13 protein-coding genes are annotated in these 14713 nt (G+C 71.1%); 2 read left to right on the top strand and 11 right to left on the bottom strand.

The window, feature by feature from the left end; genetic code table 11:
- Nucleotides 1-175 precede the first annotated feature (175 nt).
- Nucleotides 176-598 carry a PIN domain nuclease gene (locus E0500_RS02755; protein ID WP_131562423.1) on the bottom strand — a complete coding sequence of 141 codons (423 nt, stop codon included), beginning with the start codon at nucleotides 596-598 and terminating at the stop codon, nucleotides 176-178.
- The gene (locus tag E0500_RS02750; protein WP_131562421.1) at nucleotides 595-810 is read right to left on the bottom strand and encodes a type II toxin-antitoxin system VapB family antitoxin; all 216 of its coding nucleotides are present in this window, start codon (nucleotides 808-810) and stop codon (nucleotides 595-597) included. The genes E0500_RS02755 and E0500_RS02750 overlap by 4 nt, the downstream gene beginning before the upstream one ends.
- A gap of 240 nt (nucleotides 811-1050) precedes the next feature.
- Between E0500_RS02750 and E0500_RS02745 the strand changes: the two genes are divergently transcribed.
- Together E0500_RS02745 and E0500_RS02740 are read left to right on the top strand one after the other, a co-directional pair.
- Nucleotides 1051-1371: a trypco2 family protein gene (locus E0500_RS02745; RefSeq protein ID WP_131562419.1), complete on the top strand. Its 321-nt coding sequence runs from the start codon at nucleotides 1051-1053 to the stop codon at nucleotides 1369-1371.
- Entirely contained in the window at nucleotides 1355-5590 is a 4236-nt protein-coding gene (locus E0500_RS02740; RefSeq protein WP_131562417.1) for a trypsin-like peptidase domain-containing protein, read from the top strand. Before E0500_RS02745 ends, E0500_RS02740 begins: the two co-directional genes overlap by 17 nt.
- 46 nt (nucleotides 5591-5636) lie before the next feature.
- Here the strand turns inward: E0500_RS02740 and E0500_RS02735 are convergent, their stop codons facing one another.
- The 9 genes from E0500_RS02735 to E0500_RS02695 form a co-directional block, all read right to left on the bottom strand.
- Complete coding sequence (locus E0500_RS02735; protein ID WP_131562415.1) at nucleotides 5637-6311, bottom strand: copper resistance protein CopC; 675 nt, start codon at nucleotides 6309-6311, stop codon at nucleotides 5637-5639.
- A complete protein-coding gene (locus E0500_RS02730; protein ID WP_181586847.1) occupies nucleotides 6296-6937 on the bottom strand; it encodes a superoxide dismutase family protein in 642 nt (213 codons plus the stop codon). The genes E0500_RS02735 and E0500_RS02730 overlap by 16 nt, the downstream gene beginning before the upstream one ends.
- Nucleotides 6938-7079: 142 nt before the next feature.
- A complete protein-coding gene (locus tag E0500_RS02725; RefSeq protein ID WP_131562414.1) occupies nucleotides 7080-7478 on the bottom strand; it encodes a peptidase inhibitor family I36 protein in 399 nt (132 codons plus the stop codon).
- Between the two features lie 84 nt (nucleotides 7479-7562).
- On the bottom strand, nucleotides 7563-8339 hold the full coding sequence (locus E0500_RS02720) for a hypothetical protein (RefSeq protein ID WP_131562412.1): 777 nt from the start codon (nucleotides 8337-8339) through the stop codon (nucleotides 7563-7565).
- A gap of 61 nt (nucleotides 8340-8400) precedes the next feature.
- The gene (gene yvcK / locus E0500_RS02715; protein ID WP_165934956.1) at nucleotides 8401-9303 is read right to left on the bottom strand and encodes a uridine diphosphate-N-acetylglucosamine-binding protein YvcK; all 903 of its coding nucleotides are present in this window, start codon (nucleotides 9301-9303) and stop codon (nucleotides 8401-8403) included.
- Entirely contained in the window at nucleotides 9300-10178 is an 879-nt protein-coding gene (rapZ, locus tag E0500_RS02710) for an RNase adapter RapZ (protein ID WP_131562407.1), read from the bottom strand. Before rapZ ends, yvcK begins: the two co-directional genes overlap by 4 nt.
- Nucleotides 10179-10180: 2 nt before the next feature.
- Nucleotides 10181-11422 (bottom strand): glycosyltransferase family 2 protein, encoded by a 1242-nt coding sequence (locus E0500_RS02705; protein WP_131562405.1) that lies wholly within the window; start codon nucleotides 11420-11422, stop codon nucleotides 10181-10183.
- Nucleotides 11423-11472: 50 nt separating this feature from the next.
- Nucleotides 11473-12741 (bottom strand): MFS transporter, encoded by a 1269-nt coding sequence (locus tag E0500_RS02700; RefSeq protein WP_220140432.1) that lies wholly within the window; start codon nucleotides 12739-12741, stop codon nucleotides 11473-11475.
- Nucleotides 12738-14708 (bottom strand): thiamine pyrophosphate-binding protein, encoded by a 1971-nt coding sequence (locus E0500_RS02695; protein ID WP_165934955.1) that lies wholly within the window; start codon nucleotides 14706-14708, stop codon nucleotides 12738-12740. The genes E0500_RS02700 and E0500_RS02695 overlap by 4 nt, the downstream gene beginning before the upstream one ends.
- Between the last annotated feature and the right edge of the window lie 5 nt (nucleotides 14709-14713).

Here is a 14713-nt window from a genome sequence, read left to right as displayed (position 1 = left end):
ACCTCAAGGACCCCAAGCTCCTGGACGGCTGCCCGGATGCCGGATACCCGGCGTGCTACCGCGTCCCATTCCGTGAGCGGCGAAGGCAGGCACGCCTTCGGCTGTCCGGCCTCGCTTCGGCGACTGTCGCGCCTGGGAGGCGGCAGTCGTGCGGGAAACGCGCTGACCGCGAGGATCACTTGCCGGCCTCGGGGCCGTACCACTGGAGGGCTTGGCCGGTCACGGTGGCGATGCACTCGAAGTCGCGGTCGCGGTGCAGGAGGGTGAGTCCTTGGAGCTCTGCGGTCGCTGCGACGACGAGGTCCACGGGGCCGGCGCTCCGGTGCTGCCCACGCCTGGTCAGGGCCTCCTGGACCTGCCAGGCGCGGTCGTAGGCACGATCATCGACGGGTACCCACCCGAAGATCAGCCGCAGATTTTCGACCCCTTTGGCGCGATCATCGGTGGACCGTGCACTGTAGAAGAACTCAAGCTCGGTGATGGGACAGGTCGCGATGAGTCCGGCTGCCGCGGCCTGGTCCCACCCGTACTGTTCCGCGTCGCCGCGCAGGAACCGGGCGAGCGCGCTGGTGTCGATCAGGTACTGAGCCGCGTTCACCGCCGGTAGTTCCTCTTGTCCTCGAAGAAGTCGAGATCGAAGGCGCCTTCGTCGGCTGCGGCACGCAGGCGAGTGAGGGCCAGCGCCCGCCGCCGGTTCTCCAGCACCTCACGCAGAGCGGTGTTGACGGTGTCCTTCTTGGTGCTCGTACCGAGGGCCTGGGCGACGGCGGTGAGCAGGTCGTCGTCGAGATCGATTACTGTGCGACTCATAGAGCTACCTCTCAAGATATCGATTGTGGCATGAATTATATCCGGTGATGTCGAGACCTGGATTCGGCAACCTTTCGGCTGGAGCGAGACACCGTCGCACGGTCTTGGCTGACACCTGTCTCTCGGGTCTCGACGACGTGTTCGCCGAGACGACGCTTCAGCAGGGCGCGGCCGACGCTCGGGACCAGAGGGGACGTACTGACATGTACCCTCTGAGCACCGTGGTGCGAGGGGGGAAGCGTGATCGAACTGTCGGACATGATCCGTGAGTTGCGGCAGCAGCTGACCGTTGCCATGGCCGACGGAGAGGGCGAGGCCGTGCGGTTCGAGCTCGGGCCCGTGGAGGTCGAGGCGACCGTTGCTGTCAGCCGTGAGGCGGGGGCCGACTCCAAGGTGCGGCTGTGGGTCGTGGATGTCGGGGCGAACGGCAAGTACGCGCAGGCGCAGACGCAGCGGATCACGGTCTCCCTCACCCCGAAGGTCGTGGAGCCCGGTGGGAATGACGGGGGCGGGGTGCGGCCGGTGTTGATCTCGGGCGGCGAGGTTGACGGCGAGCGCTGACCGGGGGCTGAAGGCCGAGCGTGTCGCCGAGGTCATCGTCGGTCCGGCGGGTGGGTGCTCGGGGCGGCGCGGGTCGGGTTATCTCGTTTCGTCGGGCAGGGTCCTGACTGCTGCGCACGTCGTCGAGGGCGCGGAGGTCGTTCGGGTCCGGTTCGAGGCCGACCGGCCGGGGGAGCGGGTGGTCGAGGCGGCCGTGGAGTGGCGGCACGCGGGGGGCGATGTCGCCGTGCTGACGCTGGCGGAGGAGGACCCCGGGGACGTCGACGTCCCTCCCGTACGGTTCGGCCGGATCGGTGAGCAGGACGCGGTCCTGCGCTGTACCGCGCTGGGTTTCCCCCGCTTCAAGCTCCGCAGGGACGAGGACGGTTCGCGTTTCCGGGACGCGGAGCACGTGGACGCGACCTGCGCGGTCCTCTCCAACCGGCGCGAAGGCACCCTCGACCTCAAGATCGCATCGCCTCCAGGGGACGACCCGGACCCCGAACGCGACGCCTGGGAAGGGATGTCCGGCGCGGCGGTCTTCAGTAACGGCTGTGTTGTCGGGGTTGTTACCCGTCATCACCGGTCCGATGGAACCGGGCGTATCGCTGCGAGCCGGGTGGACCGCTGGGCCGAGGTTCTGGATGTGACGGAACTGGCCGCTCTGGAACATCTCCTGGGCCGTGGGCTGAGGCCCACCGCGCTGACCGACGCCGTACCCGCCACCGGGCTCGACCTGATCCAGGAGGTCTACCGGGCCCAGCTCGCCGATATCGCGCCCGAGGAACTCCAGGACAGAAACGATGAGTTCACCGACCTCGTGGCGTTCTGCGGCGGGGCGGAACAGTACCTCTGGCTGCAAGGACCGCCCTGGGCCGGCAAGACGGCGCTCGCCGCGTCCTTCGCCCTGCGTCCGCCCCGCGGTGTCGTCCCGGTCTGGTTCTTCATCACCGCGCGCTACGCGAGTCAGTCGGACACCAACGCGTACACCGGCGCGGTCATCGACCAGCTCGCCGCGATCGCCGGCCGCGAACCGACCGGCAACAGTTCACCGACGGCCCGCGACGGGGAGCGCAGACTGCTCCTGCGCGAGGCGGCCGAACGCGTCGCGACGGACGGAGGCACGCTGCTCCTCGTGGTGGACGGACTCGACGAGGACCAGTCCCGGGTGGTGGGCGGAAACGGCGCGAGCATCGCCTCGCTGCTGCCGGCCAAGCTCCCGCCGAACGTCCGCGTCCTGGTCACCAGCCGCCCGAGCCCCGGGCTCCCGCCCGACGTCGGCGGCGCGCACCCCCTGCGCCACTGCCGGGTCGTGAAGCTCTCCGCCACGGCGGCGGCCCGGCACACCGAGTTCGAGGCCAGGTTCGACCTCGAACACGCTCTCTCCGGGGACCGGCTGCAACGGGACCTCGTCGGCCTGCTCACCGCCGCCCGCGGCACACTCACGGTTGAGGACCTGCGTGAACTCACGGGTGAGCCGCCGTACGAGCTCAACAGGCGCCTCCGCAGCGCCTTCGGGCGCATCCTGAGGTTGCGCGGCGGAGGTTTCGAGAGCTCTTCCTCCGACGTCGACGTGTCCCTCTACATGAGCAGCCGCGGCTACCTCTTCGCCCACGAGACACTTCTCGCGGCCGCCCAGGACGCGTTGGGGCCGGAAGTGGACGTGTATGTGGAGCGGCTGCACGCGTGGGGGGAGTCGTACGCGAGCCGGGGCTGGCCGGAGAACACGCCGCCGTACCTGCTCCAGCCGTACGGGCGTCTGGTCACGCTTCTCCGCGACACGCACCGAGCGACCGCGCTTGCGACAGACACCCGGCGACGGGACCTGCTGCGCGACATGACCGGCAGCGATGCCGCGTGCCTCGCGGAGATCGCGGCGGCCCGGCAGGTCGTTCGCAGCGCGGCACCCGACGACCTGAGCGCGTTGGCGGCACTCGCGGCCGCAGCGGATTTCGTTGCCTGGCGCAATGAGTCTCTGCATCCGGACATTCCCGCGGCCCACGCCCGTCTGGGCCGCACGCGTCAGTCCATCGGACTCGCTCGCAGCGTCTTCTGGCCGGTGGACCGTGCCCGGGCGCTGGCGGGGGTGGCGAACGTCCTGGCCGCGACGGGCGACCGGCGCGCGGTGGGGCTGGCGGAGGAGGCGCTGCGCCTGATCGAGGCGACGGTGGTGGGGGAGATGCGGCGGATCCACGGCGAGTCACATGCTCTCGCGGCACACGGCACGTTGGCCGCCGTTCTGGCAGCCACGGGCAGGCAGAGCGAGGCACTGCTCCGGCTGAACGAACTGCGCCTGACGGACGAGACCCTGGCCCGGCTGAACGAACACGGCTGGCCGTTCGATGAGTTGAGCATGAGAGCACTCGTCGAGTCGTACGTCAGGAACGCCAAGCTCCAACAGCACCTCCACCAGGATCCGTCGCTCGCCGCAGATCTGCTGAACCGGGCCGAGGAATCCGCTCGGCAGGTCGAGTTCCTGCCGGCACAACTCCGGCTCCTGGCGATCATCGCTGAGGCAGCGGCAGTCGGCATCGACCCCGACCGTGCGGCACGGCTCTACGACCTCGTGGTCACGCTCGCTCACCGTCACGCGGACGCCCCCGAGAACATCCCCGCCGTTGCCATGAACATCCTCCGCCAGGTCCGGCCCCGGGCGGCAGAGCGTCTGGCGCCGCTCGCTCTGACGCACGTCAACAGGCTCCAGCGCCACCCGGAGACCATGGCCCACTCGCGTGAAGGGTACGGAGCCGTGTGCGCGCTCGTCGCGACGGACCGGATCGACGACGCCCAGCAGCTCGTGGGCACCCTGAGGATGACGTACATTCCTTCAGTCGCGTATCAAGGGGACCAGTGGTCGCTGGCATGGCAGACGATCGCCGAAGGACACGCCCGCGAAGGCCGGGCCGCCGAAGCGTGGGGAGCTCTTGAGGCGAGCTACGCAGAAGGCTTCGCCTTGTCCGTCCCGGCCGTGGCCCGCGTTGCCGGGCTGCTGGCGGAAGCCGGAGCCGCCGGTGACCTGGAGAACGTTCTGCTGACCGGTTCGGCTTCCAGTCCTCGGGCCGCCGACTCCCGGTGGCCGGCTGCGGAAGCCCTCGCCGCGCTCGCTGTCCACTTCGCCGACGACGACCCGGACCGGTCACTACGGCTCCTCCATCAAGCCGAGCGTGGGCACCACTCGACGGGCGGGGGGGTCGTCCACGTCGAGCAGCACGAACGCCTCACCGCCCTCGCCGGTGCGCTCGCCACGGCGGGCATCCCCGATGCGGCCGAGCGTCTCCTCGGGACGATCCATGAGGACGACACACGGGTCCTCGGGTGCGCCGTCGTGGCCTTGGCGACCGCGCCCAAGGACCCCCAACGCGCGCTGCGTCTCGCGGAGCAGGTCATCGGGGACGCGTTGGTCGACGACCTTCTTGCGGGCCCCGAAAGCATGACACTCGCGGTCCGGGCATTGGCCCGCGCGGGCGCCCCGGACCGGGCCGTCGCGGTCGTCGAACAGTTCTCGGCCGCGTGGGACAGGTACGACCGCCACCGCCTCCGCGTGGCGGCCGCGCCGGTCCTGTGGCCGCATGATCCGGACCTGACGGGCCGGTGGGTGGATGCCGAGCTCTCGGAACTGCGCGCCGATGCCGTGGGCGGGTTCGCGAGGCTCCTCGCCGCCGTGGGCCCTCACGATGGTGAGCGCAGCGCCCGCATCGCGGAGCTTCTGTACGTCGCGTACACGGATCACTCCGTGGACCGTACGGAGGATCAGGCGGTGTTGGTCTGCCTGCTGATCGCCACCGGTGACATGGCCGCCGCTCGTCACTTCCTTGATCGACGAACGGTGTGGCAGGACGAAGGGGGCGTACCCCGTCCGGAGACCGCTGCGGCTGTCGCGTACGCCGTGCTCGGCGACCTCGAAGCGGCCAGGGACATCGCTCAGCACATGACGACGGAAGAGGGACGCTCCGAGACTCTCGCTCACCTTGCCGCGTACGTCGCCTGTGCGACTGACGTCCCCATGGTCGCCCGGGGGAGCGCCGACCCCTGGGTCGAACCCGCGACAGTCCAGAGCCTTGCCGCACTGCTGCATCCCCCCGCGTCCGGCCCGGACCTCCTCCGCGCGAGAGCCCTCCTGGCGGACGCCCTCACCCCGGACGGCTGGCACCACGCCGTCCCGGTCCTCGCCGCGATCGACCCCGACGCCGTGCTCCGGGTACGGGACGTCGTCTTCGCGCACCTGGGGCTCGGCGAATGAGGTCGTCGGCCGTGCGCGTGTGCAACAGCAGTGCCCAAGTCGGTGATCAGTGCTCGTGCCTGCGCGGCGGGATTCCACTGCGGCCTTCCGCCAGCAGCATGAACGCCGCGAACAGTAGCGCCGCTCCCGCTCCGCCACCCACGATCGCCCACTGTGTACCGGACAGCCCCGAAACGGCGCCGGTGTCCGCGCTCTCTGTCTGTCCCTGTGCCTGTGCCTCCGCTTGTTCCTGCCCTTGTTCCTGCGTTCCGGCTGTTTCCGAGGCGGTGCCCGGGTCCGGGAGGGTCTTCCGGGAGCACTCCGGCGCTGCGGTCGTGGCGTCCGCCGACTCGTCCACCCCGAACTGGAACGCGCTCTCCAACGGGTCGCCGTCCGCGCTGCGCAGGGAGTAGGACACGGTGTACGTTCCCGGCTCGTCCAGCGCGTCGACCGCGAGACACAGTGTGTCGTTCCCGTCGCGGTCACCGCCGTCACCGCCGTCGGACACCACCACGGGGGCACCGGACGCGACCTCCGTGCCGCTCGGGCCCGTGATCCCGACCGCGTCGGGCGCGGGTTCCAGCAGTGGGCCGAAGGTGAGCGCCATTGCCTTCAGGCCGGGGGCCACCGAGTCACCGGGGCCTGGGGAGCCGCGGAGCAGGGTGGTGTGCGCGAGGGCGGGGGAGGGAGTCGAGAGTGCTCCCGCGCACACCACCAGCAGGGTGATCAGAAGCCGGCGCATGCGAGCTTGTTGTCCATCGCCTTGGCGGGGTGCACCACGATCGCCCTGGCACCGTTGCCCACCTTGGCGTCGTTGTTCACCGTCATCATCGCCTTGCCGTCGTCACCAGCGGTGAAGGCGAGATGGACCTCGTTGGGCGGGGTGGTCGGGCCGCCCTTCTTGAACTGGAAGTGGTCGCCCCCGTTGTCCTTCGCGCAACTCTGGGCGTGCAGATGGGACATGTAATCGGTGCCCGGTTCGAGGCCGCTGAGCATCACCGTGACGGTGGTGCCGTCGTCGTGCTGGGCCAGCCAGGCGGTGCCCTTGACGCCGTCGGAGTCCGGGGGAGCGGTGTCGAGCACGACGAACGTGCCCTCCTCCAGGTCCGCACCCTTGATCTCGTTCGCGGGCGTGGCGTCGGGATCCCCCATGTCCATGCCCTCCATGTCGTCCATCGCCATCTCGTCGTCCTTCCCCGAGTCCTTCTCCGAGTTCTTCTCCGAGGAGGCCTTCGAGTCACCCGCCCCCGAGTCACTCGTGTCGCCGCCACAGGCGGTGAGGGCGAAGGAACCCAGCAGCACTGCGGCGAGGGACACCGCCATCGCCGTGGTGGAGCGGCCGGTCTGGGGCTGGTCGGACAGGGGCACTGGACACTCCGTGTTTCTGTGGGGCCTTGCGGACAACAGCCGTGCGGTCCGCGCCCGTTGAGCCGGGGCGCGGACCGAACCGCCGTAATCAGGTTGTCGTGCGCGTGGAGTGAGAAGTTCCCGGGAAGGAGGGAGAAGTTGGTCAGCCGGCCGGCACCCAGACGCTCTGCGGAGTGAAGGAACCGAAGTCGCCCAGGCTGGAGTTGCCGGGCAGTGCGTAGGGCTGGCCGAGGCAGTCGTCGCTCTGGAACATGGCCGCATTGCTGCTGTGGGTGTTGATCGCCGAGTGTGCGCGCTGGCCCCAGCCGTGGTCCACCAGGCTGACGCAGACGCCGCCCGAGCCGGCCGAGGCGACCGTGAACAGCTCGCCCGCGAAGCTCGTACCGCTGTAGAGGCATAACGAGCCGCCGGAGGGGCACTCCGTGGCGCTCCTGACATCGGCCCTGACATCGGCCCCGGAGGAGGCGGCGGTGGCCGGACCGGCCATGAGCACGAGCGGCACAGTCAGGGCGGCGCCGAGGAACATGGTCTGAGGGGACATGGTTTGTCACAACTCCTTAGGTTGACGAGTTTCAGGCAGGAGCGGGCGCGCAGCACCGCGAAGGGGTAAGCCGCACGGATCACCTCACTTGGTGAGGCCGTGGCTCTCCCAGAGCCGTTCGAAGCACTTGAGCTTCACGTCCTCGTCCTGGGTGCCGTGCATGGAACCCGGCTGGTTGCGCAGGTCGCTGTGGCGGACCCGCAGTGGCCACCGTTCCGGGTAGGCGATCTTGCGTTCGCCGGAGGTGCCGACGTGGCTCGCGAGGTTCTCCCACTGGTACTCGAACCCCTCGTGGCTGACGAAGGTGTCCCGGTCGAAGGCGCCGAGCCGCCGCGCCACGGGGGCGAAGCGGGCGGTGTCGTAGGCGATGAGCTGGTCCACCACCCGGTTGACGGAACGGACCCCCGGCTCGATCTCCGGCCCGACGTCCGTGAGCGGCCAGTCCCACTCCTCGTGGTCGTCCACCTTGCTGACGAGGACGACTTCCGGGTTCTGCTCGAAGATCCGCGCGGTGGCGTCCAGCACGTCGAAGCTCTCGTCCGTCTTGTAGATGAACGTGTCGTCGGTGAACGTGATCAGGTACGGGCTGGTGGTCGTGAAGTGGTTGCCGTGGAAGTTGTTCGACGGGGCGCCGGAGAAGGCGTGCCGGTGGGTGCGGCGGAACCGCAGTTCGTCCACGCCGAGTTCGGCCAGCCGGGGCAGCAGCCGGGCGACGGCCTCGTCGGACGAGCGTTCCGCGACCAGCACCACCTCGAAGTCGTGGCGGGTGGGGTGGGTGAGGGAACGGATCGCCAGCGGCAGTGTCTTGTCGATGAGCCGTTCGGTGTCGTGGAAGGCGCAGGCCAGGGTGAAGAACGCCATGTGGATACCTCCGGGAGCTACACGAGGGACGGGAGCTACGTGAGGACGGGAGCTACGGGAGCTACGAGAGGACCGTCGCGAGCGCGGCGGCCAGCTTGACGCTGTCGTGAGCCGTGCCGTACTGGGGATCGGAGCGGACGAGGTCGGCGCGGACGACGGGGACGCCGACGTTCCCGGTGGACAGGGGGCCGCCGTCGTGCACCAGCACCAGGTCGGGTTCGACGCCGTGGGCGCACAGCGCGTCGACGTGTGCGGCGACGTCGTATCCCTGGGTCTCGGCCACCTCGGGCTCCAGGTTGCAGACGTAGACGAGTTGGGCGCGGGTCGCGGCGAGGGCGGCGTGGAGGTCGTCGACGAGAGCGGCGGCGAGGAGGGAGGTGTAGACGGAGCCGGGACCCAGTACCACCTGGTCCGCGTCGTGGATCGTCCGGGCGAGGCCGTCGGGTGGTTTGACTCCGGGAGGGCTGAGCTCGACGCGGCGGATGCCGGCCGTCTTCGAGATGGCGTACTGCCCCGTCACCCGGGTGCCGTCGGAGGTAACGGCGCTCAGGTCGACCGGCTCGACCGTCGCCGGGACCACCTGGCCCTGGTCCGGGTCCAGGCCCAGCAGGGCCGCGGTGCGGTCGGTGGCGGCCAGGAAGTCGCCCGTGACGGCGGTGAGCCCGGCCAGCAGCAGGTTGCCGAGGGCGTGGCCCTCCACGTCGGTGCCGCTGAAGCGGTACTCCAGTGCCTGGCCCAGCGGTTCGTCCTCGGCGCCCGCGAGCGCGGTCAGACAACGGCGCAGATCACCGGGGGCGGGGATGCTGAGCGCGCTGCGCAGCCGTCCGGTGGAGCCGCTGTCGTCGGCGGTGGCGACGATGGCGGTGGTGTGGGAGGCGTACCGGCGGGCGGCCCGGAGCGTGGCGGTGAGGCCGCGCCCGCCGCCCATGGCCACGACACGGGGACGGTGTTCCCGGGCGCTCACTTGTGGACATCCCGGTGGAGGACGCCCGGGGTGACGCCCAGCGGGCGCAGGACGACGGCCAGTTGCTCGGCCATGGCCACCGAGCGGTGCTGACCGCCGGTGCATCCGAGGGCGACGGTCAGGTACGCCCTGCCCTCGTCGATGTAGGCGGGCAGCAGCCGGCCGAGCATCCGTTCGGCGTCCTGGAGGAACGACTGGGCGGTGCTCTGGGCGAGGACGTACTCACTGACCGGCGGGTGGAGCCCGGTCAGCGGGCGCAGTTCCTCGACGTAGTGCGGGTTGGGCAGGAACCGGCAGTCGAAGACGATGTCGGCGTCCAGCGGCAGGCCGTGCTTGTAGCCGAAGGAGAGCACGGTCATCTGCACGCCCTGGCCGGTCCCCGCGTCCGCGAAGAGTGTGCCGAGCCTGCGCCGCAGCTCGTGGACGTTCAGCGCGCTGGTGTCGAGCACCATGTCGGCCTCGTTGCGCACCGGAGCGAGCAGTTCGCGCTCCTGGTCGATGGCGGAGACCAGGTGCTGTTCGTCGCCGTCGGCCAGGGGGTGGCGGCGACGGGTGTGGTCGAAGCGTCGTACGAGGACGTCGGTGGCCGCTTCCAGGAACAGCACGCGCACCCTGGCCCCGGACGACCGCAGCCAGGCCAGCATGGGCAGTACCTCGTCCTGGTGGTGCCCGGTGCCGACGGCCAGGGCCACCCGGGTGAAGGACGACTTCGGGGCCTGGGCCAGTTCGACCACCTTGGGCACCAGCTTGGGCGGCAGGTTGTCGATGGCGAACCAGCCGAGGTCTTCCAGGTGGTCGGCGGAGAGGCTGCGTCCGGCCCCGGACAGGCCGGTGATGACGACGACTTCGCTCTGGAATCCGGGAGAGGGCGGCATCGTCAGCTCCCGGGGGCGGGTTCGGCGGATGTGGCGGATTCCACCGAGGCGTCGGAGGCCTCGGTGGCGAAGCGGTCCAGTTGGCCGATGGGCCCCTCGGGGCGCCAGCTCAGCGGCGGGATGTGGGCGTTGACGAGTTCGCCGTCGTCCCTGAGGAGGGACGCCGGAGGGTGCTGCATGTGCAGCATCCAGTCGTCGTGGTTGAAGAAGGGCGCGGCGACGTCGAAGCGGTAGACGAAGTCGTTGTCCTCGCCGCCCCACCCCTCGTACCGCTCGTCCATGCCGCCGATGCGGTGGAAGGTCCCGGTGCGCACCCACAGGCAGCAGCCCGGTGGACGGCGTAACTGGAAGGCGCGAAGCCCGTCGGCGCCGGCCTCGGCGCTCCCGCGCTGGAGCCGCTCGCGGATGGCCCAGGCGGTGGTGGGGCCGTCCAGGCAGCTCATCTTCCGGTACGTCATATGGCCGCCGACGCCGGGGGAACGGAAGCGTTCGGCGTTGCGGGCGACGAAGTCCCGGTCGGCGAGGACGTCGGCGTCGAGGATGCACAGCACCTCGTTGCGGCCGGGGGTGTTGACCACGCCCGCGTTGACCGCCCAGGACTTGTTGAACATCCCGGTCTTGGGGGCGAACAGGTAGTGGTCGGCGAAGGGTGTGATCGCCTCGCGCCAGCGCGGGGAGTCGTCGGACTCGACGACGGTGACCTGGTAGCGGTCGCGGGGGAAGGACTGGTCGCGCAGGGCGAGCAGACAGGCCAGCAGATTGCGCAGCCGGGCGCCGCCGGTGTCGCGGTCCCGGAACGGTACGACGATCAGCACCTCCGGGTCGGCTCCGGGGGGCAGCGCGGGCCCGGGCGGCAGGGCGCGCAGTTCCTCGACGGAGACCGGCTCGGCATCGCGGGTGTGCCGCCCGCCGAGGTGGAAGCCGATGCGGGAGTTGCACTCCGCCTCCCACGCGGCGTCGAACAGGGGAGCGGTGGAGGGCAGGTCGGCCTGGTCGAGGAGGGCGGCGCGCAGCCGGTGGTAGTGGTCAGGGGTGGCCGGGTCCTCGGCGAGGCGTTCGCCGAGCGTACGGATCTCGGCGTTCTCGGCCTTCTTGACCGTGGCGACGACGGCTTCGGTCCACGGGCGGGCCATCTCCCAGTAGAAGAGGCCGGAGCGGCGGGCGTCGGGGTCGGAGACGACCACGACGCTGTCGACGACGGCGGTCGCCAGGACCTCCGGGTCGCTGGGACGGAGCTGAGCCACAGGCGTTCCTTTCGGGTGGCGATCAGGGGAGCGGTCGGCTCGGGTGGTGATCAGAGAAGCGGGTCGGCGGCACGGGCAGGCGGCGGCCCGGTGGCTGCCCGGGGCCCCGAGGTGGCGAAGCGCAGGAGGACCGCGGCACCCAGCGCGAGCACGCTCACCACGCCGAGCGCCACGGGCAGTCCGGTGAGCTCCGCGAGCAAGCCGATGAGCGGAGGCCCGGCCAGGAAGCCGGTGCCGGCGATGCTGGACACGACGGTGATGGCCGGGCCGGTGGCCGGTGCGCCCATCCGTCCGGCCATGGAGAAGACCGCGGGCACCACGACGGACAGTCCCGTCCCCAGCGCCGCGAACCCGCAGACGGCCGCGGCCGGATGCCCGGCCAGCAGACCGACGGCGAACCCGCAGCCCGCGAACGTCACCGCCCACGTCACCACCCGTACGTCGCCCCAGCGGGCCAGGAACCGGTCGCCGAGGAGGCGCCCGGCCGCCATGGCGACGGAGTAGGCGGAGTAGCCCACGGCGGCGAACTCGGCGCTGGTGCCGAGGTCGTCGCGCAGGTAGATGGCGCCCCAGTCGCCGACGGCACCCTCTCCGGCCATACCGCACAGGCCGACGAAGCCCAGCAGCACCAGCGGCAGCCTGCGCCCGGCGGGCAGCCTGGCCCAGCCGCCTTCGGCGGCCCCGGGCCCTGCCGCGGGGGCGACATCGCTGCTCGCGGGCAGCAGCCAGGACGACACGGCGAGGGCGGCACCGCCCAGCACCGCGGCGACGAGAGCGAAGTGCACCAGCGGGGACAGTCCGCGGGCCTCGGCGGCCCCGCCGGTCAGCGCGCCGAGCAGCCCGCCGATGCTGTACACCCCGTGCAGGGAGGACAGCACGGGACGGCCCATACGGTCCTGTACGGCGACGCCGTGGGCGTTCATCGCCACGTCCACGATGCCCATCGCCGCGCCGAAGCCGATGAGGGCGAGCCCGAGGGTGACGATGTTCCCGGCGAGCGCCGGGAGCATCAGGGCCAGACAGCTCAGCGTGATGCCGAGCACGGTGATGGGGCGGCTCCCGTACCGGGCAACGAGTTGGCCGGAGACCTGCTTGGACAGCAGGGCGCCCACGGCGATGCCGAGCAGCGCCAGCCCGAGCGGGCCGGTGCCCGCGTCGACGTGGTCCTTGACGGCGGGGATGCGCAGCACCCAGTTGCCGAACAGGGCCCCGTTGACGAAGAACACCACGCTGAGGGCGATCCGTGCCCGCTGCGGACCCGCGGTCCCCGGCAGCCGGGGCGCCGGTCCCCCGGCAGGGGTTGCCGGCCCCTCCCTCACGCCACGTTCTCCCGCTCGGCCGACGCGTTCTCCCGCTCGGCCGGCGCGGCCTCCTCGAAGCCCTGGGTGATCCAGATGCCCTTCCACACGTCGGGATCGGACGGCAGGACGATCTCGACCAGGCTGGGTCCCGGTACGGCGGCGCTCTTCTCCAGCACGGTCGCCAGGAGGGACACCGCCGCCTGCACCGCCGCGGGCGGGCCGCCGACGGGGACGACCACCTGCTGGGCGGGCACTCCGAGGGCCTCGGCGACCTGGTGGTACGCCATGTGTCCGACGTTCGCGAGATACGGACGGTCCGAGGCGCCGTACGAGGCGGCGCCCTGCTTCTTCAGCGAGACGGACTCCCCGTTGTTGCACACGACGAACAGCACCTGGGCCTGGTCCTGCACGGCGGCCACCAGCCCCTGGAAGGAGTTGGTGAAGGCCTGGTCGCCCAGCGTGCACATCACCCGGGCGTCCTTGTCCCCGAGGGCCAGGCCCGTCGCGTACGCCAGCCCGCCGCCGACGAACGCTCCGTGGTCGCCGAAGACCCGCAGCCCCCGCGGGAAGTCGTCGTAGTGCTCGGAGAGCAGTCCGCCGAACATCTGGCTGTCGTCGACGAGTGCGGGCCGCTCCCAGGAGGCGAGCGTCGAGGCGAGCGCCCGGGCCACGGCGCGGCGTCCGTCCTGGACCTCGCCGGTGGCCTGCTCGGGGCTCACCATGTGCTCGGCGTGGGCCTGCGCCGGGAACCAGGGCGCGGGCGCCGGCTCCCCGGCGGCGCTCAGCCGGTCGGCCAACTCCGTCAGGATCAGGGCCGGTTCGCCGACGGCCAGTGGCTCGTCGTCGCGCAGGTACTCGTTCTTGAGGACCTTGGCGGAGTCGGTGTTGACCGCCGCCTTCCGGCAGTCGGGCAGGGGGCCGACGACTCGTTCGTAGATGTTGCGGTCCTCCACCGTCACCAGGAGGTCGCACTCGGCGAGCAGGGCGCGGTGTGCCGCGCTGAAGGGGTTGAGCCATCCGGCGAAGTTCGTGACCTCCTCGCTGCGCAACCGCTCGAAGAGCATCGGGCCCCGCCGGTACCGCACCTGAAGCACCGCCGCGCCGGTCATGGTGCTCAGCCGGTCGAGCGCGGGGCGTGTCCCCGGGTGGTGCAGCGCGTAGTCGTCGAGGAGGAACAGCGGGCGCCGGGCCTGCCGCAGCTCGCTCAGCAGCGCTTCCAGGGCGGGCTGTTGGAGATCGGTGGCCGGTGTGGCGGGCGGGGTCGTGAGCAGTGCGTCGAGCGGTATCCAGCGGCTTTCGGCGACATCCTGGGGGATACCGAAGAGCGCCGGCCGGTACGGCGGTGTGGTGCAGAAGGCCAGGCTCGCCCGGAGCCGGTCCACGAACCGCTCGGCCGACGCCCGGCGTTCGCCGGGTGTCTTGGGCACGGGTGGGGCCTGCCACGACCAGTCGGCGAACGTGCCGATGCCGTGGATCAGGCCGTGTTCGCCGTGCGGCGGCAGGAAGCGGACGGAGCCGCTGGAGGGAAGGCCGACGAGGAACAGGGCCCCCACCTCGTTGCGCCGGGCGTCGGCCACGGCTCCGGCGGCGTTGGTGAGCCCGCGTGCGCCGTGCAGCAGGGCGGCGCCCCGGCCCGGTTGTGTCAGGGAGGCGCCCGCGGCCATGAAGGCGGACTCCTTGTCACCGCGACCGTTGGACAGCTGGACGCCTTCGGTGCGGTGCAGCGCGTCGCAGAGCGCGAGTTCGGAGGTTCCGGCGTAGACGAAGACGTTGTGGACGCCGGCGTCGGCGAGCAGTGCCGCCACGGCCTCCGCGCCGGTCAGCAGCGGTAACCGCTCGGGGTCCGCGTCGCCGGCCCGCGGCCTGAGAGCCGCTACGGTCCGGTCGTCCCCGGCGAGCACGAGCCGGGCCAGGGCGAGTGCGTCGCTCTCGTCGCCGTGGGAGGAGTCGGGGAACGGGTTCTCCTGGGGGGAGCCAGAGGGCATTGAGT

The organism is Streptomyces sp. KM273126 (genome assembly GCF_004337435.2).
Taxonomy (GTDB): Bacteria; Actinomycetota; Actinomycetes; order Streptomycetales; family Streptomycetaceae; genus Streptomyces; species Streptomyces acidicola.
This window is presented reverse-complemented; position numbering and strand designations above follow the sequence as displayed.